This is a genomic window from Amycolatopsis sp. 505 (genome assembly GCF_031625235.1).
GTDB lineage: Bacteria > Actinomycetota > Actinomycetes > Mycobacteriales > Pseudonocardiaceae > Amycolatopsis.
Genome location: NZ_JACKQP010000004.1, coordinates 357,059 through 379,360 on the forward strand (window position 1 = coordinate 357,059; position 22,302 = coordinate 379,360).

At 69.8% G+C, this 22,302-nt stretch carries 19 protein-coding genes; 5 read left to right on the forward strand and 14 right to left on the reverse strand.

Annotation, left to right across the window (positions count from 1 at the left end; all coding sequences use genetic code 11):
- Nucleotides 1–32 precede the first annotated feature (32 nt).
- From H5965_RS17615 to H5965_RS17630, 4 genes are read right to left on the reverse strand one after another with little or no spacing between them, the layout of a single operon-like run.
- Nucleotides 33–866, reverse strand: a complete 834-nt coding sequence (locus tag H5965_RS17615; protein WP_310971086.1) for a carbohydrate ABC transporter permease — start codon at nt 864–866, stop codon at nt 33–35.
- Nucleotides 863–1,795 (reverse strand): sugar ABC transporter permease, encoded by a 933-nt coding sequence (locus tag H5965_RS17620; protein ID WP_310971087.1) that lies wholly within the window; start codon nt 1,793–1,795, stop codon nt 863–865. The genes H5965_RS17615 and H5965_RS17620 overlap by 4 nt, the downstream gene beginning before the upstream one ends.
- Nucleotides 1,795–3,135 carry a sugar ABC transporter substrate-binding protein gene (locus tag H5965_RS17625; protein ID WP_310971088.1) on the reverse strand — a complete coding sequence of 447 codons (1,341 nt, stop codon included), beginning with the start codon at nt 3,133–3,135 and terminating at the stop codon, nt 1,795–1,797. Before H5965_RS17625 ends, H5965_RS17620 begins: the two co-directional genes overlap by 1 nt.
- Nucleotides 3,122–4,126 (reverse strand): zinc-dependent alcohol dehydrogenase family protein, encoded by a 1,005-nt coding sequence (locus H5965_RS17630; RefSeq protein WP_310971089.1) that lies wholly within the window; start codon nt 4,124–4,126, stop codon nt 3,122–3,124. Before H5965_RS17630 ends, H5965_RS17625 begins: the two co-directional genes overlap by 14 nt.
- A gap of 129 nt (nt 4,127–4,255) precedes the next feature.
- Here H5965_RS17630 and H5965_RS17635 point away from each other — a divergent pair, with 129 nt between their 5' ends.
- Both H5965_RS17635 and H5965_RS17640 read left to right on the forward strand, forming a co-directional pair.
- Nucleotides 4,256–5,236 carry a sugar-binding domain-containing protein gene (locus tag H5965_RS17635; protein WP_310971090.1) on the forward strand — a complete coding sequence of 327 codons (981 nt, stop codon included), beginning with the start codon at nt 4,256–4,258 and terminating at the stop codon, nt 5,234–5,236.
- 129 nt (nt 5,237–5,365) lie between these two features.
- A complete protein-coding gene (locus H5965_RS17640) occupies nt 5,366–6,019 on the forward strand; it encodes a hypothetical protein (RefSeq protein ID WP_310971091.1) in 654 nt (217 codons plus the stop codon).
- Here the strand turns inward: H5965_RS17640 and H5965_RS17645 are convergent.
- The gene (locus H5965_RS17645) at nt 5,907–6,233 is read right to left on the reverse strand and encodes a helix-turn-helix domain-containing protein (RefSeq protein ID WP_310971092.1); all 327 of its coding nucleotides are present in this window, start codon (nt 6,231–6,233) and stop codon (nt 5,907–5,909) included. The genes H5965_RS17640 and H5965_RS17645 overlap by 113 nt on opposite strands.
- Before the next feature lie 68 nt (nt 6,234–6,301).
- On the opposite strand from H5965_RS17645, the gene H5965_RS17650 reads away from it, so the two are divergent.
- Nucleotides 6,302–6,883: an NAD(P)-binding domain-containing protein gene (locus H5965_RS17650; RefSeq protein WP_310971093.1), complete on the forward strand. Its 582-nt coding sequence runs from the start codon at nt 6,302–6,304 to the stop codon at nt 6,881–6,883.
- 12 nt (nt 6,884–6,895) lie between these two features.
- On the opposite strand, the gene H5965_RS17655 is transcribed toward H5965_RS17650, so the two are convergent.
- Nucleotides 6,896–9,400 carry a DUF3516 domain-containing protein gene (locus H5965_RS17655; protein ID WP_310971094.1) on the reverse strand — a complete coding sequence of 835 codons (2,505 nt, stop codon included), beginning with the start codon at nt 9,398–9,400 and terminating at the stop codon, nt 6,896–6,898.
- A 151-nt stretch (nt 9,401–9,551) separates the two neighbouring features.
- On the opposite strand from H5965_RS17655, the gene H5965_RS17660 reads away from it, so the two are divergent.
- Nucleotides 9,552–10,814 carry a primosomal protein gene (locus tag H5965_RS17660; protein WP_310971095.1) on the forward strand — a complete coding sequence of 421 codons (1,263 nt, stop codon included), beginning with the start codon at nt 9,552–9,554 and terminating at the stop codon, nt 10,812–10,814.
- Between the two features lie 346 nt (nt 10,815–11,160).
- Here the strand turns inward: H5965_RS17660 and H5965_RS17665 are convergent, their stop codons facing one another.
- A complete protein-coding gene (locus H5965_RS17665) occupies nt 11,161–12,360 on the reverse strand; it encodes an MFS transporter (RefSeq protein ID WP_310971096.1) in 1,200 nt (399 codons plus the stop codon).
- Nucleotides 12,361–12,461: 101 nt separating this feature from the next.
- The gene (locus tag H5965_RS17670) at nt 12,462–13,556 is read right to left on the reverse strand and encodes an adenosine deaminase (protein WP_310971097.1); all 1,095 of its coding nucleotides are present in this window, start codon (nt 13,554–13,556) and stop codon (nt 12,462–12,464) included.
- 213 nt (nt 13,557–13,769) lie between these two features.
- Between H5965_RS17670 and H5965_RS17675 the strand changes: the two genes are divergently transcribed.
- Nucleotides 13,770–14,894: a PA containing protein gene (locus H5965_RS17675; RefSeq protein ID WP_310971098.1), complete on the forward strand. Its 1,125-nt coding sequence runs from the start codon at nt 13,770–13,772 to the stop codon at nt 14,892–14,894.
- 460 nt (nt 14,895–15,354) lie between these two features.
- On the opposite strand, the gene H5965_RS17680 is transcribed toward H5965_RS17675, so the two are convergent.
- From H5965_RS17680 to H5965_RS17705, 6 genes are all read right to left on the reverse strand, one after another.
- Nucleotides 15,355–16,632 (reverse strand): thymidine phosphorylase, encoded by a 1,278-nt coding sequence (locus H5965_RS17680; protein WP_310971099.1) that lies wholly within the window; start codon nt 16,630–16,632, stop codon nt 15,355–15,357.
- Nucleotides 16,629–17,018, reverse strand: coding sequence for a cytidine deaminase (locus tag H5965_RS17685; RefSeq protein WP_285456011.1), 390 nt, complete (start codon nt 17,016–17,018; stop codon nt 16,629–16,631). Before H5965_RS17685 ends, H5965_RS17680 begins: the two co-directional genes overlap by 4 nt.
- Nucleotides 17,019–18,251 (reverse strand): ABC transporter permease, encoded by a 1,233-nt coding sequence (locus H5965_RS17690; RefSeq protein ID WP_310971371.1) that lies wholly within the window; start codon nt 18,249–18,251, stop codon nt 17,019–17,021.
- A gap of 32 nt (nt 18,252–18,283) precedes the next feature.
- Nucleotides 18,284–19,375, reverse strand: a complete 1,092-nt coding sequence (locus H5965_RS17695) for an ABC transporter permease (protein WP_310971100.1) — start codon at nt 19,373–19,375, stop codon at nt 18,284–18,286.
- Nucleotides 19,372–20,943, reverse strand: coding sequence for an ABC transporter ATP-binding protein (locus tag H5965_RS17700; protein ID WP_310971101.1), 1,572 nt, complete (start codon nt 20,941–20,943; stop codon nt 19,372–19,374). Before H5965_RS17700 ends, H5965_RS17695 begins: the two co-directional genes overlap by 4 nt.
- Before the next feature lie 80 nt (nt 20,944–21,023).
- Nucleotides 21,024–22,166, reverse strand: a complete 1,143-nt coding sequence (locus H5965_RS17705) for a BMP family ABC transporter substrate-binding protein (RefSeq protein WP_310971102.1) — start codon at nt 22,164–22,166, stop codon at nt 21,024–21,026.
- Nucleotides 22,167–22,302 lie beyond the last annotated feature (136 nt).

The window sequence follows — 22,302 nt, forward strand, 5'->3', positions numbered from 1 at the left end:
GGCCACCCCGGGGTGGCCCTCACCGCTGCCTGCTATTTGACCGCGCCCATCGACAAGCCACGGACCAGGTGGTTCTGCGCGATCCAGCCGACGATCATCACCGGCAGCGACGCCAGCAGCGCCGCCGCCGACAGCTGGGCCCAGTACAGGCCCTCGCTGGTGATGAACCCGACCAGGAACACCGGGACCGTGCCCGCCCGCGCCGCCGTCAGGTTGACCGCGTAGAAGAACTCCGTCCAGGAGAAGATCACGCAGATCAGCGCGGTCGCCGCGATCCCGGGCGCGACCACCGGCATGATGATCTTGCGCAGCAGCGTCGGCAGGTTGGCGCCGTCGATGCGGCCCGCCTCGATCATCTCGTGCGGCACCTCGAGGAAGAACGACCGCATCATCCAGATGGCCAGCGGCAGGTTCATCGACGTGTACAGGATGACCAGCGCCCACACCGTGTCGAGCAGCTCGGTGTTCTGCGAGATCACGTACAGCGGGATGATCGCCGCCACGATCGGCAGCATCTTCGTCGAGAGGAAGAAGCCGAGCGCGTTCGACGTGCCCTTCACCGGCGCCAGCGACAGCGCGTACGCCGCCGGGACGCCGAGGAGCAGCACCAGCAGCGTCGAGAGGATCGTGACGAACGCCGAGTTGGACAGGTACGGCAGGAAGCCGCCGCCCAGGACGTTGCCGAGCTGCTCGAACGTCGGCGTGAAGAACAGCTTCGGCGGGTCGGTGTAGGCGTCCGCCTCCTGCTTGAACGCCGTCAGGATCATCCACAACAGGGGGAAGACGAACAGGATCGCGATCACCCAGGTCGCGACGGTCAGCGACCCCTTGCCGTACGCCCGCTTGCGGGGAGCCACGGTCGTCATTTGATCCCTCCGCTCACCGAGAACGTGCGGAACATCAGGCGCAGCGCGAAGGTCGCGACGATCATCGTCAGGATGACCACGACCACGCCCATCGCCGACGACTGGCCGACGTCGAAGCCCTCGAACGCGCGCTGGTAGATGTAGTACGGCAGGTTGGTGCTCGCCGTGCCCGGGCCGCCCTGGGTCATCAGGAAGATCGCGTCGAAGCTGTTCACGATGTAGATCGCGCCCAGCAGCGTCGCCAGCTGCAGGAACCGGGACAGGTGCGGCAGGGTGATGGAGACGAACGTCCGCCAGCGACCGGCACCGTCCACATTGGCCGCTTCAAGCACGTCCTTGGCCTGGCTCTGCAGGCCGGCCAGGATGAGCAGCATCATGAACGGCGTCCACTGCCACACGATCTGGGCCATCACCGACGCCAGCGGGAACTCCGAGAGCCAGTCGACGTCGGTGCCGAAGACGAAGTGCAGCAGCCCGTAGGTCGGGTCGAACATCGTCGTCTTCCAGAGCAGCGCGCCGGCCGCCGGCAGGATCAGGAACGGCGTGATCAGCAGCGTCCGGACGACGCCGCGGCCGAGGAACTTGCGGTCGAGCAGGATGGCCAGGCCGAGGCCGAGCAGCAGCGCGACGAACACGCACACCACGGTCAGCAGGACCGTGTTGAGCAGCGCGACCAGGAACGTCGTGTCGCTGAAGACGTCGACGTAGTTCTGCAGGCCGACGAAGTGCCGTGACCCCGGCCGGACCAGGTTCCACGACTGGAACGAGTAGAACACGGTGAGCAGGAACGGCAGCTGCGTCACCGCGATGACGAAGACCAGCGCGGGCAGCAGCGGCAGCCGCCGTTTGGCCGCGGTGCTCAGGCCGCGTTTCTCCTCGACCTTCGCCTGCGAGGTGGAGGTGGGGGTGGATACGGAGAGCGTGGACATCACTGCACCGCCTTGTAGGAGTCACCCACGGTTTGCGCGTAGTCCTGGGACTGCTTCAGCGCGTCTTCGACGGATTCGCGGCCGGCGATCGCGGCCGACAGCTGCTGGCTCACCCGGGTGCCCAGGTCCTGGAACTCGGGGATGCCGACGAACTGGATGCCGGGGTAGGGCACCGGGTTCGCCATGACCTTCTGCTGGTTCGCGTCCGCGATGCCGTCGAGCGTCGGCTTCGCGTAGGCCTTCGCCGCGTCGGCGTACTCGGGGATCGCGTACGTCGACTGGCGGACGCCCGGCGGGACGCGGTTCCAGCCGTAGGTCTGGCCGACCTTCTGCACGTACGCCTTGTCGGTCATCCAGGCCATGAACTTCCAGGCCGCGTCCTTGTCCTTGGCGACCTTCGGGATGCCGAGCGCCCAGGTGTAGAGCCAGCCGCTGGCCTGCGTCTTGACGACGGGCGCCGGCGCGTAGCCGGACTTGCCGACGATCTTGCTGCTGGACGGGTCCTCGTTGGTGCCCGCCATGACCGTGGCGTCGTACCACATCGCCGCGTTGCCCTGCGTGTAGCGCGTGCCGCACTCGGAGAACCCGGCGCTGGAGGCCCCGACCTCGCCGTGCTCGCGGATCAGGTTGACGTAGAAGTTCGCGGCCTGCGTGAACTCCGGCGAGGTCAGCTTGGCGTTCCAGTCCTTGTCGAACCACTGGGCGCCGAAGGTGTTCGCCACGGTCGTGAACGGCGCGAGGCTCTCGCCCCAGCCGGGCTTGCCGCGCAGGCAGATGCCCGCGACGCCGTTGGCCTTGTCGTCGAGCTTCGCGGCGAAGTCCGCGATCTGCGGCCAGGTCGGCTTGGCGGGCATGGTGAGCCCGGCCTTCTCGAAGAGGTCCTTGCGGTAGGCCAGGAACGACGACTCGCCGTAGAACGGCACCGCGTACATCTGGTTCTCGTACGACAGCGACGTCTTGATGCTGGGGATGAAGTCGCCTTCGTCGTAGCCCGGGGTCGCGGCCATGTGCGGCTCGAGGTTTTCGAGCCAGCCGTTGGCCGCCCACTGCGGGGCCTCGTAGTTGCTGATCATGACGACGTCGAACTCGCCGCCCTCGGTGGCGGTCGACGCGGTGATCTTCGCGCGGGCCTGGTTTTCCGGCAGGGACACGAACTTCAGCCCGATACCGGTGGCCTTCTCGAACTCCGGCGCGAGCGCGATGGCGTCCTTCATCTGCGGGTTGGACACGATGGCGATGACGAGCGTGCTGCTGCCGGTGCCGAGCGAGCCGGCGCCCGCACAGCCCGTGACCAGCAACGACGTCGCCGCGAAGAGGGTGAGGAGCTTACGCACGGCCACCTCCGGGGAGGACTTGCACCTTGAGGCCCGCGCCGCTGCGCATCTTGGCCAGCGCCTCGGGGTACTGCTCCAGCGGCAGGGTGTCGGTGAGCAGCGCGTCGGTGTCGATCGCGCCGGACGCGACGAGGTCGAGGGCGGCGCCGAAGCTGTGCAGCACGGCCATCGAGCCGACGACGGTGATCTCGTCGTTGTAGATGCGGAACGGCGAAAGCGCGACGCGGGCTTCGGCCGGGGCGACGCCGAAGACGAGCAGCCGTCCCCCGCGCCGGATCGCGTCGAACGCGGCTTCGATGGCGGGCGCGGCGCCGGTGCAGTCGACGGCGACGTCGAACTTCTCGCCGTTGAGGTCTTTTGTATCGGCAGCGGTGGCGACGGCGCCGAGGCTCTTCGCGCGCGGCAGCCGGGCTTCGTTGCGGTCGACCACCGTGACCTGCGCGCCCGAGCGCTGCAGCAGCTGCTGCATGATCAGGCCCATGGTGCCGGCGCCGACGACGAGGAACCGTTCGCCGGCCTCGACACCGACGCGGCGGACGCCGTGCACGGCACAGGAAACGGGCTCGACCAGCGCGCCCTGTTCCCAGGTCATCGCGTCCGGCATGCGGTAGCAGGTGGACGACGGGACGGCGACGTACTCGGCGAAAGCGCCGTTGACCGTGTCGCCGGTGGCGCCCCAGTTCGCGCAGAGGTTGCCGTGGCCGGCACGGCACGGGCCGCAGTAGCCGCAGAACAGCGACGGGTCGACGGCCACCCGGTCGCCGACCTTCCACTCGCCCGGCACGTCCGCGCCGAGCTCGACGATTTCCCCGGCGAACTCGTGCCCGGGGACGATGGGGTACGGGGTGGGCGGGAAGTGCCCGTCCGCGATGTGCAGGTCGGTGCCGCAGATGCCGCACGCTCCGACCTTGACGACGACCTGACGTTCCCCGGGTTTCGGATCGGGCACCTCGCCGACCCTGATCTCACCGGGCCGGTCGACGATGGCGGCACGCATGCCTTACCCCTTCCTCGCCGCTCATATGAGCAACATTGACCTATCGCGTCGAGAACATGTGAAGGCATTACAGGTCTGACGTCGGTATTACGTCAACCTTTCGGCTGGATTTCGCGCTATTATGCTCAGATGAGCGCTTCTCGGAAGAGTGCGTCGCTCACCGAAGCGATGCTGCTGGCCACCGTCGCCCGGCGCTTCTACGTGCAGGGACGCTCCAAGCTGGAGATCGCGGGCGAGTTCGGCGTCAGCCGGTTCAAGGTGGCCCGGATGCTCGACACGGCCATGGAGTCCGGCCTGGTCAGGGTGGAGTTCGCGCTGCCGGTGCCGGTGGACCTGGCGCTGTCGGACGAGGTGCGCTCGGCGTACGGCCTGGAGCGGGCGCTGGTGCTCGAACGCTCAACCGAGCGCGAGCCGAAGGAGGTCGTCCGGGCGAAAATCGGCGCGCTGGCGGCGCGGCTGCTGGAGGACATCGCGGTCCCGTCGGACGTCATCGGGCTGTCCTGGGCGCGGTCGGTGAACGCGATGGCGGAGGCGGTCCGGTCGCTGCCCCGGTGCCCGATCGTCCAGTTGTGCGGGGTGCAGGCCGGGATGGACATGCGCGGCCGTTCGGTGGAGACGGTCAGCCGCGTGACGTCGGTGTCCGGCGGCGACGCGTACCCGATCTTCGGGCCGCTGGTGCTGCCGGACCGGCGCACGACGGAGACGTTGCGGCGCCAGCCGGGGATCGCGGAGACGTTCGGCCAGTTCCGGAACCTGACGAAGGCGGTGGTCAGCATCGGCGCCTGGCAGCCGGGCGAGTCGACGGTGTACGACGCGCTGGACGAGGCCGAGCGGGCGGCGATCGCGGCCCGCGGCGCGACGGCGGAGGTCGCGGCCCGGCTGTTCGACGCGTCGGGAAACGCGCTCTCCACCGGCTTGGCCCACCACGTGCTGGCGATCAGCCACGAGGAACTGATGGCGGTCCCGGAGGTGATCGCGCTGGGGTACAGCCGACCGAAAGCCGCGGCGGTGGACGCGGTCCTGCGGTCCGGCATGGTCTCGACGCTGATCACCGACGCCGCCGCGGCTGTGCCGTTGCTGGCTTTGGCGGCGAAGAACCCGCCGCGCTGATACTCCCCCAGGAGTACGTCCCCACCGGATTCGTACTGCGCCGGAAGCAAACCCGCGTGTCCCGGCTCCGGGACGAAGCCCGGGTCGCGCCCGATGTGCGGTTCCCGCCGCTCGGCGAGCCTGGGACCCATGAAGACCTCTCCCCGCTGGCGCCAGGCCGTCGTCTGGCTGCACGTCGTGTCGTCGGTGGCCTGGATGAGCCAGGCCCTCGCCCTCGTCGTGCTCATGTCGTCGGGTGCGCCCGCGATGGCCGACCGGCTCGACTCCGTCCTGCTCGCGCCCATGGCCAACGTGTCGGCGTTCACCGGCCTCCTGCTCGCCGGCGCGACCGCGTGGGGCTACTTCCGGCACTGGTGGGTGCTCACCAAGTTCGCCCTGACGCTGATCCAGCTCTACGCCGGGATCTTCCTGCTCTCCCGCGCGCTGCGTGACTCCGCGGACACCGGCGCCGTCGCCTGGCAACAGGTCGCCGGGGCGTCGCTGATGGCGAGCGCACTCGCGTTCCAAGCCTGGCTGTCGGTCGCGAAGCCGTGGAAGAAGACTTCGTGGTCGCCCGCCGCGAAGCCGCCGACCGCGCCGACCTGGGTGTTCGTCGCGGGCATCGCCGCGCCGGTCGCCGACGTCGCCGCCGGCCTCGCCCTCGGCTTCCCGTCGCCCCTGGCGGAGCTGGTCATGCTGATCGTTCTGCTCGGCTTCGAGCGGCGAGGACGTCGTCGCCGTGCTCAGCGGCCCAGCGCCCGAAGCCCTCGATCGGCTCCAGCAGCGTCACGCCCAACGGCGTGAGGGCGTACGCGCCTTCGCGCCGCTCGACGAGCCCGTCGGACTCGAGGCGCCGCACGGTTTCCGTGAGCACCTTCGCGCTGATGCCGCCGATGGTGCGCCGCAGGTCGACGTGCCGCCGCGGGCCGTCGCGCAACGCCCACAGCACCACCGGGTTCCATGTGTTGGCGACGAGGTCGAAGGCGAGCCGGGTGCGGCAGTCCGCGAGGAAGTCCATGGTTACCGTTCGGTTCCTTCCCGGGCTCCTACCGTCGTGCTGGTACCAGCCAAGCACAAGGAGGACGCATGCGGATCGGGATCTTCGGCACGGGCGGGATGGCGGACGCGCTCGGCACGCAGTGGGCGCGGGCCGGCCACGAGCTCATGGTGAGCGGCCGTTCGGACCCCGGTGCCCTGGCCGGGCGGCTCGGCGCCGCGACCGGAACCTGGCGCGAGACGGCCGCCTTCGCCGACGTGCTGCTGCTGGCCGTCCCCGCCGGCGCGATCGGCGAAGTGCTCGCCGAGGCGGGCCCGCTCGCCGGGAAGGTCTTGGTCGACTGCACCAACGACCCGAGCCTGGCCGGCACGCCGGTGGCGTCGCGGATCACCACCGAAGCCCACGTGGTGAAGGCGTTCAACCTGGCCCACGTCGACGTCTGGCGGATGACCCCGCCGGTGTTCGGCGGCCGTCCGCTGTCGGTCCCGTTGTGCGGCGACGACCCGGCGGCGCTCGACGCGGTGAGCACGCTGGTCCGGGACATCGGCGCGCACCCGGTCCCCGCGGGCGGCCTCGACCGCGCGGCCCTGCTCGAAGCGACCGCGGCCTTCGTCATCGGGCTGTGGTTCGCCGGCGAGGACGCCCAGGCGATCCTGACGCCGGTGGCGTGACCACCGGGGCGGTCAGTGCGCGCCGACCTCGGTCACCCGGACCACCGCCATCCCGGCCTCGTCCGACGCGGCCAGGTCGACCTCGGCGCTGATGCCCCAGTCGTGGTCGCCCGCCGGGTCGTCGAAGATCTGGCGCACCTTCCAGACGTCCGGCTGCTGCTCGATCATCAGCAGCTGCGGGCCACGCGCGTCCGGGCCGGTGCCGAGCGTGTCGTACTCCTCGAAGTAGTCCTCGATCGCTTCCTGCCACGCGTCGGCATCCCAGCCCGAAGCCGCGTCCAGCTCGCCGAGCGGGAACCACGCCCGGCGCGCGAACAGCTCGACCCGGCGGAACAGCTCGTTGCGGACCAGGACGCGGAAGGCGCGCTCGTTGCGGGTGACGGCCGGCGGCTCGGACGGCGGGCGCGTCGAGACCGGACCTTCCTCTTCCGGGTGCCGCAGCGCTTCCCACTCGTCCAGGAGGCTCGAGTCGACCTGGCGGACGAGCTCGCCGAGCCACTCGATGAGGTCCTGCAGCGACTCGGTCTTGGCCTCGTCCGGGACCGTGTGGCGCAGCGCGTCGTAGACGTCGGCGAGGTAGCGCAGCACCAGGCCCTCGGACCGGGCGAGCTGGTAGAAGCCGATGTACTCGACGAAGTTCATCGCGCGCTCGTACATGTCCCGCACGACCGACTTCGGCGACAGCTCGTAGTCGTCGACCCACGGGTGGCCCTGCCGGTAGCTGTGGAACGCGCCCTGCAGCAGCTCTTCGAGGGGCTTCGGGTACGTGACGTTCTCGAGCAGCTCCATCCGCTCGTCGTACTCGATGCCCTCGGCCTTCATGGCGTTCACGGCCTCGCCGCGCGCCTTGAACTGCTGCTGCGACAGCACCGGCCGTGGATTGTCCACAGTGGATTCCACAACGGACACGACGTCGAGCGCGTAGCTCGGCGACTCGAGGTCGAACAGCTCGATCGCGGCCAGCGCGAACGGTGAAAGCGGCTGGTTGAGCGCGAAGTCGAACTGCAGGTCGACGGTGAGCCGGATGATCCGGCCCTGATCGTCCGGTTCGGACAGTCGCTCGACGACGCCCGCGGCGAGCAGCGCGCGGTAGATCGCGATGGCGCGCAGGATGAGCTTGCGCTGCGACGCGCGGTCCTCGTGGTTGTCCTCGAGGAGGTGCCGCATCGAGTCGAAGGCGTTGCCCGGCCGGGAGATCACGTTCAGCAGCATCGAGTGCGTGACCTTGAAGCTGGACGTCAGCGGCTCGGGGTCGGCGGCGATGAGCCGGTCGAACGTGCTCTCGGTCCAGTTGACGAACCCTTCCGGCGCCTTCTTCCGGACGATCTTCTTTTTCTTCTTCGGGTCGTCGCCGGCCTTCTCGAGCGCCTTGGCGTTCTCGACGACGTGGTCGGGCGCCTGCACGACGACGTAACCGTCGGTGTCGTAGCCCGCGCGCCCGGCCCGGCCGGCGATCTGGTGGAACTCGCGCGCCTTGAGGTGGCGCTGGCGGACGCCGTCGTACTTGGTGAGCGCGGAGAAGACGACCGTCCGGATCGGCACGTTGATGCCGACGCCGAGCGTGTCGGTCCCGCAGATCACCTTGAGCAGCCCGGACTGGGCCAGGGTCTCGACCAGCCGGCGGTACTTGGGCAGCATGCCGGCGTGGTGGACGCCGATGCCGTGGCGGACCAGCCGCGAGAGCGTCTTGCCGAAGCCGGCGGCGAACCGGAAGTCGCCGATCAGCTCGGCGATGGCCTCCTTCTCGGCCTTCGACGTCACGTTGATGCTCATCAGCGTCTGCGCCCGCTCGATGGCCGCGGCCTGCGAGAAGTGCACGACGTAGACGGGCGCCTGACCGCCGTTGAGCAGCTCGGACATGGTCTCGTGCAGCGGCGTCAGCGCGTACCGGAAGGTGAGCGGGACCGGGCGCTGCGCCGACGTGACCACCGCCGTCGGGCGGCCGGTGCGGCGGGTGAGGTCCTTTTCGAAGAAGGAGACGTCGCCCAGGGTCGCCGACATCAGGACGAACTGGGCGTTCGGGAGCTCCAGCAGCGGCACCTGCCAGGCCCAGCCGCGGTCGGGCTCGGAGTAGAAGTGGAACTCGTCGGCCACGACCTGCCCGACCGGCGCGTCGGCCCCGAACCGCAACGCGATGTTCGCCAGGATTTCAGCCGTGCAGCAGATGATCGGGGCGTCCGGGTTGACGCTGGAGTCGCCGGTCATCATGCCGACGTTGTCGGCGCCGAAGATGTCGATGAGCTGGAAGAACTTCTCCGAGACGAGGGCCTTGATGGGCGCGGTGTAGTAGCTGCGGCGGCCCTGGGCGAGCGCGGTGAAGTGCGCGCCGACGGCGACGAGGCTCTTCCCGGAGCCGGTCGGCGTCGAGAGGATGACGTTCGATCCGGAGACGACCTCCATCACCGCCTCCTCCTGCGCCGGGTACAGCTCGATACCCCGTTCGGCCGTCCAGGTCGTGAAGGCTTCGAACAGGGCGTCGGGGTCGGGATCCGCAGGCAGGAGGTCGGTGAGAGTCATCAGGCGTCCATCGTGCCATCCGCTCGTCGCAAAGTCGGCAGGGGCGATCGCATCGCGACCGGTAAACCCGTAGGCTTCGCGGTACCGCGCGTCGACTGGGTGATACTTCCCATCACGCGCGCACACGGGCGGTACTCCGGAGGGCTTAGGAATGGCACAGGACATCATCCCGATCGAACTCGGCCTGCCGCAGGGCGACGTCGTCACCCTGTGGGCGCCGCGCTGGCGGGAAGACGGCGAGGAGTGGGAAGCGTTCCTCGGCGACGAGGACGACCTGTACGCCTTCGCCGACGCAGCGCACCTGGCCGCGTTCGTCCGCACGTCCGAGCGGCACGACCTGCTGGACCACCCGGCGTGGGACGCGGTGCCGTCGCTGAACGTGCCGGAGCTGATCCCGGACGAGGACCACACGTACGACCTCGTCGGCGTCCCGGAGCTGGTCGCCGAGGAGCCGGACGTCTGGCACATCGCGGAGCTGGCGGAGATCGTCGGCATCGTGCGGTCGCTCGCCGACGTCTGCGACCTCGAAGAGGTCCACGAGATCCTCGACTCGACCGAGGGCTTCTCGCTGCTCGACCAGGGCACGCTGCCGTTCACCGGGAGCGTCGGCGTCCAGGTGTGGAACGACCTGTCCGAGACGGTGTCGCAGAAGTGGGACACCGTGCTCGACGCGATCGACGGCCTCGTGACCCAGCCGGAGGTCGACGAGAAGGTCCTGGAGCAGACGGCCGAGGAGCTGGCGGCGTTCCACGAGGAGTCCGCGGAGGCCGAAGCCGGCGCCGAGGGTGAAGAGGACCTCGAGGCGATCTCGGACGACTCCGACTCCGATTCGGAAGAAGAAGAGGAAGAGGGCCCGGTCGGCTTCTGGGGCGAGGTCGGCATCGACCCGATCAAGATCATCACGTCCGGCGCGGAGTACTACACGCTGCGCTGCTACCTCGACGACGCCCCGGTGTTCCTGGGCAGCGAGGGCGAGATCGACGTGTTCACGTCGCCGGGCGCGCTGGCCCGGGCCCTGGCGGACGGCAAGGACCTGGCCGACACGGACCTCGCGGACGTGTCCACGTGGGACGAAGTCCTGGCGAAGGCCACGGCGGGCGAGCTCGAGATCGAGGTCGACACCGAGAACACGTACGTCCTGACGGGCCTGGACGCGGACATCGCGGAAGGCCCCGAGGCGATCGACCCGACCCAGCTGGAGCTGGCGGTCGAGCTGATCACGGACGCGGCGGAGTGGGCGGGCGACGACTCGGCCGAGACGGCCCTGGCGGGCAACGAAAGCCTGGGCTGGCTGGTGTCCTTCGTGCTCCGTCCCGACCCGACACGCCTCGAGCCGTCCGCGCCGTTCGACGCCGAGCAGAGCGCGTGGCGAAAGCTCGTCGAAACTTTCGAGAACCGCCTGACGGTCGCCTGATCTCTGGTCCCACGAAGGCCGCCTCCCGGGTTCCGGAAGGCGGCCTTCGCCGTGTCGTCCCTCCAATCACGCGTGTCGTCCATCCAGGCACGCGTGTCGTCCGTCTGGGTACGCGTGTCGTCCGTCCCGGTACGCGGACCGACCGTACCCAGGCGGTCGGTTGGCGTACCCGGATCGTCGGGTCGCGGTCCCGGCTCGTGATCCGAGGGTCGACACGCGTGATCCGGAGGTCGACTCGCGTGATCCGGAGGTCGACACGCGTGATCAGAGAGTCGACACGCGTGACTGAACGGACGACACGCGTACCCCGGTGGACGACACGCGTGCCTGGGTGGACGACACGGCGTCATGGCTCGGGGTGTTCGGCGCGGACCGGGACCACCAGGACCGCCAGGGCCGGGAAGATCGCCGCCACGCAGAAGGCCAGGGCGTAGCGGCTGTCGCCGATCACCAGGCCCAGGAGGGGTGGGGTGAGGGAGGCCGCGATGTTCTGGCCCGTGTTCTGCGTTCCCATCGCGCGGCCCGACCACGCCAGGCCCGCCAGCTCGGCCGAGGCCGTGAAGCCGAGGCCGTTGTCCGCCACCGTGATGATCCCCGCCAGCGCCAGGGCCAGCAGCACCAGCCACGGCCAAGAAGCGTCCCCGAGAGCCACCAGCAGCATCACCAAACAGCTCAGCACCGCCAAAACCCGCATCGGGCGGAGACGGCTCCCGACCCGGTCCGACCACCAGCCCGACCCCAGCCGGCCCAACGCTCCCAGGACCTGGACCGCCGCCAGGTACCAGCCCGCCGATAGCGCGCTCCAGTGCTGGACCGCCACCAGGTACACCGGCGCGAACGCCGACACCGCGAACTGCGGCACCACCAGCAACGCGCTCGCCCCGTGCACCCGCCACAGCGCCGCGTGCCGGTACGGCGACGGCGGCCGCTCCCCGGAAGCCGGGCGGGGCGGCCGCGGTGGGTCCGTCACCAGCCAGGCCACCAGCAGCGCCACCAGGATCGCCAGCCCGGCCGGCAGCAGGATCGCCGCCCGGAAGCCGTAGTGCGCGGCCAGCGGCGGCAGGCCCAGCGCCGCCACGCCCACGCCGAGCGGCTGGGCCGTCTGGCGGATCCCCATCGCCACGCCCCGCTCGGACTTGGCGAACCAGCCCATCACGACGCGACCGCTCGCCGCGTTCACCGAAGCCGTACAGGCGCCGGCCGCCAAGAACACCCCAAAGAGGAGCCCGACCGGGTGACTTCCTACCCCGGCGTACACGAGGAGTAACCCCGAGATGCCCAGGCCAAGGGCCATGATGAGGCGCTCTCCGTAACGGTCCGCAGCCGCGCCCCACACGATCAGGGTGAACAGCAACCCGATGCTCGGCGCCGCGACGACCGTCCCGGCCTCGGCCAGCGTCAGCCCTTCGGCGGCCCGCATCGCCGGGACCAGGAACGGGAGGCCGTAGAGGAACGAACAGCTCGCGGTCTGCGCGGCGAGGCCGAGCGCGAGGATGAGCCAACGCCGTGAATTCGCGTGCAGCTGACCGCTCTCGACCTGCGTCATCTTCGCCACCGTCTCAAATAATGAGAAGTTGTTCCTACATAGTGAACGATAGTTGGCACAGCTAAGGACCGCAACCACGTTGCGGTCCGAAGCGGGGGAGGTCAGGCGAGCGCGGCGTACCTAGGCTTGATGACGTCGTCGATCAGCGCGAGCCGGGCGTCGAAATCGATGAACGCGGATTTCATCGCGTTGATGGTGAACCAGCGGAAGTCGTCGAGATCATAGCCGAACACCTCGTGCAGCGCGGCGAATTCGCTGGTCATCGTGCATCCGCTCATCAGCCGGTTGTCCGTGTTCACGGTCACCCGGAAGCGCAGCTTGGCGAGCAGCCCGATGGGGTGCTCGGCGATCGAGCGGACCGTGCCTGTTTGGACGTTCGACGTCGGGCAGATCTCCAGGGGGATGCGGCGGTCGCGGACGTACGCGGCCAACCGTCCAAGGTGGACCGTGCCGTCGGCGTCGGTCTTGATGTCCTCGGCGATGCGCACGCCGTGCCCGAGCCGCTCGGCGCCGCAGTGCTGAATCGCTTCCCAAATGGACGGCAAACCGAAGGCTTCGCCCGCGTGAATGGTGAAATGCGCATTGTTCTGACGCAGGTATTCGAATGCGTCGAGATTGCGGGTGGGCGGGAATCCGTCCTCGGGACCGGCGATGTCGAACCCGGCGACGCCGGCGTCGCGGTAGCGGACGGCCAGGTTCGCGATCTCGAGCGCCCGGGCGTGCTGGCGCATCGCGCAGAGCAACGTCCCGACGCGGATGCTGCCGCCGTTCGCGGCCACCCGCCGTGTGCCCTCCGTGAACCCCGCTTGAACGGCCTCGACCACCGCATCGAGTGACAGACCGCGTTCGACGAACAACTCCGGTGCGTAGCGCACCTCGGCGTAGACGACGCCGTCCGCGGCCAGGTCCTCGACCGCCTCCGCGGCGACCCTGACCAGCGATTCCTCCGTTTGCATCACCCCGCAGGTGTGCGCAAAGGTCTCGAGGTAGGACACGAGTGAGCCGGAGTCGGCCGCACGGCGGAACCAGCTGCCCAGCTCGGCGGGGTCCGTGGTGGGCAGACCGGCATAACCGGTCGCGTCGGCGAGCTCGGCGACGGTGGCCGGGCGCAGGCCGCCGTCGAGGTGGTCGTGCAGCAGCACCTTGGGTGCGCGGCGGAGTGTCTCGGTGGGCAGAACAGGGCTTTCGTCAGGCATCCCCCAACGGTAACCTCGTTGTCATTCCCCTACATGGCCGTAACTCTCAGGTTCGGGTTCACCCTCAGCGTTGACGATCATGCGACGAATCGGCCATCCGGGGGGCGGCCTCCGCAATAGCCACTTCACGGGGGCCATACGCACAGCAATTTCGCAATCGATAAGCTTCGTGGCACGTCCCTCCATTTCCCCGCCGACGAAGGACACACAGCAGTGACCACTGACAACCACATTGCCGCCCCGTCCTTCGACCGGATGCGCAACATGCTGGTGCGCGCGGCCGAAGTGCGTGAGAGCGAGCAGCAGCAGATCTTCGACGCGCTCGACGACATCTACGCCCGCCTCGCGCCGGTGGACTCGCTGGGCGCGGTCCGCAAGCGGCTGTCCGAGATGCCCGACCGCACCGAGGTCAGCGTCCTGGCCGAGCGCCTCGACGAGACGATGTCGCGCCTCGAGGCCCAGGACAACGCGATCGCCGCGCTGACCAGGGCCGTCGAGAGCATCGTCGACAAGCTCGCCAAGCCCTTCGCGCAGCTCGACGGCCGCCTCGACGGCGTCGCCGCGCGCTTCGAGGGTGTCGCGGGCCGGATGGACGGCCTCGAGGACAAGCTCCAGAACATCCACCGCCGGCTCGACGAGCTGGGCGGCCACCTCGACAAGCAGGACGCGAAGCTCGAGTCGCTGCCGCAGTCGGTGCACGGCCCGGTCCGCGAGCGGATCGAGCAGGCCGAGTCGTCGCTGCGTGAGCGCGTCGACACGGTGGACCACGAGCTGCGCGGCAAGGTCGACGAGCTGAGCCGCGTCACGCAGGAGCGCGTCGGCGAGCTGGGCCGCACGACGCACGAGCGGATCGACGCCAACACCGAGGCGCTCAAGGTCGCGCTGACCGAGACCGGCGAGATGATCGACGCGTCCGACCGGCTGGAGAACCTGGGCAACCGGCTCGAAACGGTCACCACCCGCCTCGACGACCTGGCCTCCCGCCTCGACAAGGTCGAGGACGGCTTCCTCTCCGGCATCGGCGACCTCGACGGCGCGCTCAAGGCCGGGCTGTCGAAGGTCGAGGGCACGCTGTCGAAGCAGCCGGACACCGACTCGGTCGACACGCTGGTCCGCAAGAGCAACGACGAGAGCGTCCGCCGCATCGGCGGCCAGCTCGACGAGGCGATGGCGACGTTCGCGGAGCTGATGCTCGGCGGCGGCCCGGCGGTGCAGCAGATCGCCCCGCCCCCGCCGGCCCCGCGCCAGCCGCGCCGCAGCTCCCGCAACGGCCGCGCCCCCAAGCCGGCCGACGCCAAGGCCAAGACGGGCGAAGGCGCGGAAGAAGCGTCGGAGTAAGCCCCACGCGTGAAGCAGGCCCCCGCCGGGACCCGGCGGGGGCCTCTTCGTGTCCGACGGGGGTGGCGGCCTCCGGCCCCCGGTTTCCAGCTTACGGGGCACCACCGACAGGTTTCGGCCGCTGCCATCGACGGTCGGCTTCACTCGACCGGGTGATCATCTTCGCGATCATCGTCACATCCGCCGCCGCGCGCTCCGGCATTTCGGGAGACGTCGGCGGCCGGTGATCTTCGCGCCCCTCGGTGTCCGGACCGACGAACGAGGGGACTCACCATGAAGAGACTCGCGATGATCGCCGCGGCCACCGCCGGGTTCGCGCTGGCTGTCCCGGCCGCCGCCGAAGCCGGGACCGCCACCGCCGGTCAGGTCACCCTGGCGACGAGCGGCTACGTCCGCTACTACCGCACCGGCACCTGGATGGTGGCGGCGCCAAGCCGGTCGCCGCCACCATCCAGGTGTCCTAACCCCGGATCGTCTCCACGACGATCGGTCCCGGCTCCGCTGCTGACGCGGCGATCGAGAACCCGCCTTCGAGCGCCGCCAGTGCCGCCGGGACCGCGTCCGGGGTGTCCGTGTGCAGTTCCAGCAGCGGCTGCCCCTCGGAGACGTCGTCGCCCGGCTTGGCCAGGCACAGCACGCCCGCCGCCGCCTGGACCGGGTCCTCCTTGCGGGCCCGCCCGGCGCCCAGCCGCCATGCCGCGACACCCACCGCGTACGCGTCGAGCGAAGCCAGGACGCCCGAGGAAGGCGCCACGACCGTGTGCACGTGCGCGGGCGTGGGCAGCGGCGCCGAAGGGTCGCCGCCCTGGGCCGCGATCATCCGGCACCAGACCTCGTACGCCTCCCCGGAAGCCAGCACGGCCGCGGGGTCGGCGGAAACACCGGCCAGCGCCAGCATCTCCCGGGCCAGCGCCACCGTCAGCGCGACCACGTCCGGCGGCCCGCCGCCCTGCAGCACGTCGACCGACTCCGCGACCTCCACCGCGTTCCCGACCGCCCGCCCCAGCGGGACGTTCATGTCGGTCAGCAACGCCGTCGTCGGGACACCGTGGTCGGCGCCGATCGACGTCAGCGCCGAGGCCAGCGAACGCGCCTGGTCGAGCGTCTTCATGAACGCACCGGACCCGAACTTCACGTCCAGGACCAGGCCGGACGCGCCTTCCGCGATCTTCTTGCTCATGATCGAGCTGGCGATCAGCGGGATCGATTCCACTGTGGACGTCACGTCCCGCAGCGCGTACAGCTTCTTGTCCGCCGGGGCCAGCCCGGACGTCGCCGCGCAGACCACCGCGCCGACGTCTTCCAGCTGCGCCTGGATTTCCGAAGTGGACAGTGCGGCGCGCCAGCCCGGGATCGACTCCAGCTTGTCGAGCGTCCCGCCCGTGTGCCCGAGCCCGCGGCCGGACAGCTGCGGCACCGCCGCGCCGCACGCCGCCACCAGGGGCGCCAGCGGCAGCGTGATCTTGTCGCCGACGCCGCCCGTCGAGTGCTTGTCCACCGTCGGGCGGGACACCGCGAGCGACAGCCGCTCCCCCGACGCGATCATCGCGTGCGTCCAGCGGGAGATCTCGGCCGAGGTCATCCCGCGCAGGAAGATCGCCATGGCCAGCGCGGACATCTGCTCTTCGGCGACCTCACCCCGGGTGTAGGCGTCGACGACCCAGTCGATCTGCTCGTCCGAAAGCGTCCCGCCGTCCCGCTTCGTCCGGATGACGTCGACCGCCGCGAACGCGCTCACGGCAGGTCGTCCGGGCCGAAGGCGTCCGGCAGGACGTCGGACATCGGCAGGATCCCGCTCGGCGTGTCCACCAGGCAGGTGGATCCGCCCAGCTCGAACAGGATCTGCCGGCAGCGCCCGCACGGCATCAGCAGGTCACCGGCACCCGAACGGCACGCGACGGCGACCAGGCGCCCGCCGCCGGACAGCCGCAGCTGCCCGGCCATCGTGCACTCGGCGCACAGCCCGAGCCCGTAGGAAGCGTTCTCGACGTTGCACCCGGTCACGACCCGGCCGTCGTCGACGATCCCGGCCACCCCCACGTGCAGCCCCGAATAAGGCGCGTACGCATGGGAAGCCGCTTCGATCGCCTGGGAACGCAGAGCGTCCCAATCCACAGTAGACACTCAGTCCTCCCCTCGCCGGTACGGCTGCCCGTCGGCCTTCGGCGGCCGCAGCCGCTGCGAAGCCACCGCCAGCACGATCAGGGTCACGAAGTGCGCGGTGTACGGGATCAGGTCGGACGGCAGCGTGTCGTTCGACCAGTAGATCGCGTACAGCACGCCCGCGCCGACGACGCCCAGCCCGGCGGCGATCCACTGGCGGCGGAACAACTGCACGACGACGATCACGGCGACCAGGATCACCGCGCCGTACAGCAGCGCGAGCACCGCTTCGCCGCCGCCGGCGAGCTGGAGGCCGTCCGCGTAGCCGAACAGCGCCGCGCCGCCGAGCAGGCCGCCCGGGCGCCAGTTGCCGAAGATCATCGCCGCGAGACCGATGTACCCGCGGCCGTTCGTCTGGTTCTCCAGGTAGTCCGCGCCGCCGCGCAGCAGCACCAGCGACGCGCCGCCCATGCCGGCGAACGCGCCCGAGATGATCACGGCGACGTACTTGTGCAGGTAGACGTTCACGCCGAGCGACTCGGCCGCCACCGGGTTTTCCCCGCAGGAGCGCAGCCGCAGGCCGAACCGGGTCTTCCAGAGGATCCAGAAGCTCACCGGCACCAGGATGATCGCGAGCATCGTCAGCGGCGCCACCTCGGTGACCAGGCCGCGCAGGATGCCGGCGACGTCGGAGATGCCGACGCGCTGCTGCTTCTCCAGGTCGCCCAGCCAGTCCGAGAGGAACGTCGCCGAGTAGGTGTCGAACTTCGGCACCACCGGCGACTGCCGCGGGTTGCCGGAGATCGGCGCGAAGATCAGGTTCGCCAGGTACTTGGTGATGCCCAGGCCGAGCAGGTTGATCGCGACACCGGAGACGATGTGGTTGACGTTGAACGTCACCGTCGCCACCGCGTGCAGCAGACCGCCGAGGGCGCCGAACACGATCGCGGAGATCAGGCCGGCCCACACGCCACCGTTGTACGAACCCCAGGCGGCGCCCCAGGTCCCGAGGATCATCATGCCCTCGAGGCCGATGTTGACCACGCCCGCGCGTTCGGCCCAGAGACCGCCCAGCGCGCACAGCAGGATCGGCAGCGCCAGGCGCAACGCCGTCTGCGCGGTGTTCGACGACGTCAGTGCGGCGACGCCGGTGGAGTAGGACGCCGTCGAGATGACGGCGATGGCGACCACGGCCCAGATCACGCCGCGCAGCCAGCCGGGGATCCGGCCCTTCTTGCTGCGCTGCACCGGCATGGTCGAGCCGGATTCGGGAGCGACGTCGGTGATCACACCGCACCCCCTTCGGCGACCGAGGAACCCTTGCGGCCGGCGAGCGCGCGGCCCACCCTCCGTTGTTCGGCCGCGAGGTCGGCGCGTCGCACGATCTCGTACGCCACGACGACCGACAGCACGATGATGCCCTGCATGATCGTCGCGATCTCCTTGGACACGTTGATCTGCTCCAGCGACACCGCGGAAGTGTCGAGGAACGCCCACAGCAGCGCGCCGAGCGCGATGCCGCCGGGGTGGTTGCGGCCGAGCAGCGCGACCGCGATGCCGGTGAAGCCGTACATCTGGGTCGCGGTGATGCCGTAGCTGTAGTCGCGGCCGAGCAGCTCCGGCATGGCGACCAGGCCGGCCACGCCACCGGAGAGCAGCATCGCGATCAGCGTCATCTTCTTGGCGTTGACGCCACCCGCGGCGGCCGCGGTGGTGGACTCGCCGGACGCCTTGAGCTCGAAGCCGAACCGCGTGCGGTTGAGCATGAACCAGTAGGCCCCGCCGACGATCGCGGCGATGAACACGAACCCGAAGAGCGTGCCCGAGCCGAGCGGGATGCCGGGGATCCGGCCCGACGGCTCGATCACCCGGGTGCCGATGTTGTTGCCGGTCTGCACGCCGAACTGGTCGGCGTTGATCAGGAACGCGATGATCCCGGCGACGATCGCGTTGAGCATGATCGTCGAGATGACCTCGCTGACCCCGCGGGTCACCTTGAGGATCGCCGGGATCGCCGCGTAGGCCATGCCCGCGACCACCGCGACCAGCAGGATCGCGAGGACGTGGATGACCGGCGGCAGCTGCATCGCGCCACCGGCGATGGCCGCGACGACGGCGGCGAACCGGTACTGGCCCTCGACCCCGATGTTGAAGAGGTTCATCTGGAAGCCGATGGCCACCGCGAGCCCGGACAGGTAGTAGACCGTCGCCAGGTTCACGGTGTCGACCGAGGTCGAGCCCTTGAACATCTGGCCGATCATCGTGCCGTACGCCTGCAGCGGGTCGGCGCCGGAGATGATCAGCGCGATCGCCGACAGCAGCACGGCGAAGACGATCGCCAGCAGCGGCGGCAGCAGTTTCGTGCGCCAGGACGTCATTCTTCGTCACCCTCCCCCGCGCCGGTCATCGCGGAGCCCAGTTCCTGCGGGGTCACCGTGGCGGGGTCGGCCTCGGTGACGAGGCGCCCGCGCAGCATGACCCGGATCGTGTCGGACAGGCCGATCAGCTCGTCGAGGTCGGCGGAGATGAGCAGCACGGCGAGGCCGGCCGCGCGGGCCTGGCGGATGTTCTCCCAGATCAGCGCCTGCGCGCCGACGTCGACCCCGCGCGTGGGGTGCGACGCGATGAGCAGCACCGGGTTGCCCGACAGCTCGCGCCCGACGATCAGCTTCTGCTGGTTGCCGCCCGAAAGCGCGGCGGCCGGGACGTCGATGCCCGGCGTGCGGACGTCGTAGTCGCGGACGATCCGCTCGGTGTCGGCGCGGGCGCCGGCGATGTCGAGCAGCTGGCCCTTCGAGACCGGCTCGCGGGTCTGGTAGCCGAGGATCCGGTTGACCCACAACGGTTGCGTGAGCAGCAGGCTGTGCCGGGTGCGGTCCTCGGCGATGTAGCCGATGCCGGCCTCGCGCCGCGCCAGCGTGCCCGCCTTCGTCAGGTCGCGGGCCTTGCCGTCGGCGTCGACCAGTTCGATCGTGCCGCCGGTCGGCTTGCGCATGCCCATGATCGTCTCGACGAGCTCGGTCTGGCCGTTGCCCTCGACGCCGGCGACGCCGAGCACCTCCCCCGCGTGCACGGTGAAGGAGACGTCGTCGAGGGCGTTGCGGTCCGAGCCCTCGGCGCCGAGCGTCAGGCCGGTCAGCCGCAGCACGTCCCGGTCGGTGACCGTGGACTCGCGGGTCTCCGGGCTGGGCAGCTCCGAGCCGACCATCATCTCCGCGAGCTGGCGGGAGGTGATGGTCTTCGGGTCGGCGGTGCCGACGGTGGTGCCGCGCCGGATCACCGTGACGGTGTCGGCGATCGCGCGGACCTCGTCGAGCTTGTGCGAGATGAAGAGGAACGTGTAGCCGCCCGCCTTCATCTCCCGCACGGTGTCGAAGAGCGCGTCGACCTCCTGCGGGACCAGCACCGCGGTCGGCTCGTCCAGGATGATGATCTTCGCCCCGCGGTAGAGCACCTTGACGATCTCGACGCGCTGGCGGTCGGCGACGCCGAGCTCTTCCAGCAGCGTCTCCGGCTTGGCGTGCAGGCCGGTGCGCTCGGCGAGCTCGGCCAGCCGCGCGCGGGCGGCGCGGCCGATGCCGTGCAGTCCCTCGGCGCCGAGGAAGACGTTCTCGCCGACGGTCAGGTTGTCGGCGAGCATGAAGTGCTGGTGCACCATGCCGATGCCGGCGCGGATGGCGTCCTGCGGGTTGCGCAGTTTCACCTCTTCGCCGTTGATCGCGATGGTGCCCTCGTCCGGCGGCTGCATGCCGTAAAGGATCTTCATCAGGGTGGACTTGCCGGCGCCGTTCTCGCCACAGATGGCGTGCACCTCGCCGGCGGCGACGGTGAGGTTGACGTCGGAGTTGGCCACCACGCCGGGAAAGCGCTTGGTGATCCCGGTCAGCTGGACGGCGGGGGCGCCCCGGTCGGGGACGGCCTCGGCCGGGGCCTCGGCTGTGCTCATGGGCGGGAGAATTCCATATCTCGTGTAAACGCGTGAGGGGCCCGGAGGAGAAATTCCTCCGAGCCCCGGCGCGCACTGAGTTACTTCTGCGGCTTGTCCGAAACGGTGATGGCGCCCGAGATGATCTGGGCCTTGTAGCCGTCCAGGACGTCCTTGATGTCGTCGACCTTGCCACCGGAGGTGGCGTAGCCGACGCCGTCGACCTTGAGGTCGAACCGCTTCGGCAGGCCGCTCAGGTCACCCTTGGCGACGGCCTGCACGTAGTCGAACACCGCGACGTCGACGCGCTTGAGCATGGACGTGATGATGACGTCCTTGTCGGCCTCGACGGTCTTCTGGTTGTACTGGTCGGAGTCGACACCGATGGCCAGCGCGTTGCCCGCCTTGGCGGCGTCGAAGACACCCTTACCCGAGGCGCCCGCGGCGTGGTAGATGACGTCCGCGCCCTTGGCGATCTCGGCGGCGGCCTTCGCGTTGCCCTTCGGCGGGTCCTGGAACCCGGAGAAGTCACCGGCCGGGGTCAGGTACTCGTCCTCGATCTTGATCTTGGACGAAACGGTCTTCGCGCCCTGCAGGAAGCCGGCCTCGAACTTCTGGATCAGCGGGGTGTTGACACCGCCGACGAAGCCGATGTGGCAGTTCTTGCTCTTGTACGCGGCGGCGACGCCGGCCAGGAACGAGCCCTGCTCCTCGGCGAAGACCAGCGGCGTCACGTTCGGGAGCGTGATCGAGTCGTCGTCGACGATCGCGAACTTGGTGTTCGGGTACTTGGCCGCGACGACCTTGACCGACGGCGCGTAGGCGAAGCCGACCGCGATGATCGGGTTCAGGCCCGAGGAGGCCATCTGGTCGAGGCGCTGCTGCTTGGCCGACTCGGCCTCACTGGCGGAGGCGGTGCTCTCGCTGACCGTCGTCACGCCCAGGTCGGACTTCGCCTTGTCGGTGCCCGCGGCGGCGGCGTCGTTGAACGACGCGTCACCCCGGCCGCCGACGTCGAAGGCCAGGCCGATCTTCAGCTTGCTGCCGTCGACCTTCTCGCCGGCCGCGGTCGAGCTGCTCGCGGCGGCGGGTGCGGCCGGCGGCTTCTGCGCGGTGACGCAGTCGGAACCGCCCGTCGAGGCCGCGGTGTTGTTCGAGCTGTTACCACCGCCGGAATCCTTGGCGCACCCGGCCAGGGTGAGCACCCCGGCCATGGCCGCGGCGGCCAGCGCGGTTCCACGCATGCGACGCAACGTGTGTCTCCCTCCCCGCTGATCCAGCGGATGGTCAAGGGCACGACCCGGCCCTACTGCCGGGTCGACCGCCAGACCGTACCCGCCGGACAGGAATGCGCCATAGGAAAGGCACGCTACGTAACAC

What these genes read in the sequence shown, in the direction of transcription:
- H5965_RS17615 (WP_310971086.1), bottom strand. Translation starts at nt 866, where the DNA reads ATGACGACCGTGGCTCCCCGCAAGCGGGCGTACGGCAAGGGGTCGCTG.
- H5965_RS17620 (WP_310971087.1), bottom strand. Translation starts at nt 1,795, where the DNA reads ATGTCCACGCTCTCCGTATCCACCCCCACCTCCACCTCGCAGGCGAAG.
- H5965_RS17630 (WP_310971089.1), bottom strand. Translation starts at nt 4,126, where the DNA reads ATGCGTGCCGCCATCGTCGACCGGCCCGGTGAGATCAGGGTCGGCGAG.
- H5965_RS17635 (WP_310971090.1), top strand. Translation starts at nt 4,256, where the DNA reads ATGAGCGCTTCTCGGAAGAGTGCGTCGCTCACCGAAGCGATGCTGCTG.
- H5965_RS17640 (WP_310971091.1), top strand. Translation starts at nt 5,366, where the DNA reads ATGAAGACCTCTCCCCGCTGGCGCCAGGCCGTCGTCTGGCTGCACGTC.
- H5965_RS17645 (WP_310971092.1), bottom strand. Translation starts at nt 6,233, where the DNA reads ATGGACTTCCTCGCGGACTGCCGCACCCGGCTCGCCTTCGACCTCGTC.
- H5965_RS17650 (WP_310971093.1), top strand. Translation starts at nt 6,302, where the DNA reads ATGCGGATCGGGATCTTCGGCACGGGCGGGATGGCGGACGCGCTCGGC.
- H5965_RS17655 (WP_310971094.1), bottom strand. Translation starts at nt 9,400, where the DNA reads ATGACTCTCACCGACCTCCTGCCTGCGGATCCCGACCCCGACGCCCTG.
- H5965_RS17660 (WP_310971095.1), top strand. Translation starts at nt 9,552, where the DNA reads ATGGCACAGGACATCATCCCGATCGAACTCGGCCTGCCGCAGGGCGAC.
- H5965_RS17665 (WP_310971096.1), bottom strand. Translation starts at nt 12,360, where the DNA reads ATGACGCAGGTCGAGAGCGGTCAGCTGCACGCGAATTCACGGCGTTGG.
- H5965_RS17670 (WP_310971097.1), bottom strand. Translation starts at nt 13,556, where the DNA reads ATGCCTGACGAAAGCCCTGTTCTGCCCACCGAGACACTCCGCCGCGCA.
- H5965_RS17690 (WP_310971371.1), bottom strand. Translation starts at nt 18,251, where the DNA reads ATGCCGGTGCAGCGCAGCAAGAAGGGCCGGATCCCCGGCTGGCTGCGC.
- H5965_RS17695 (WP_310971100.1), bottom strand. Translation starts at nt 19,375, where the DNA reads ATGACGTCCTGGCGCACGAAACTGCTGCCGCCGCTGCTGGCGATCGTC.
- H5965_RS17700 (WP_310971101.1), bottom strand. Translation starts at nt 20,943, where the DNA reads ATGAGCACAGCCGAGGCCCCGGCCGAGGCCGTCCCCGACCGGGGCGCC.
- H5965_RS17705 (WP_310971102.1), bottom strand. Translation starts at nt 22,166, where the DNA reads ATGCGTGGAACCGCGCTGGCCGCCGCGGCCATGGCCGGGGTGCTCACC.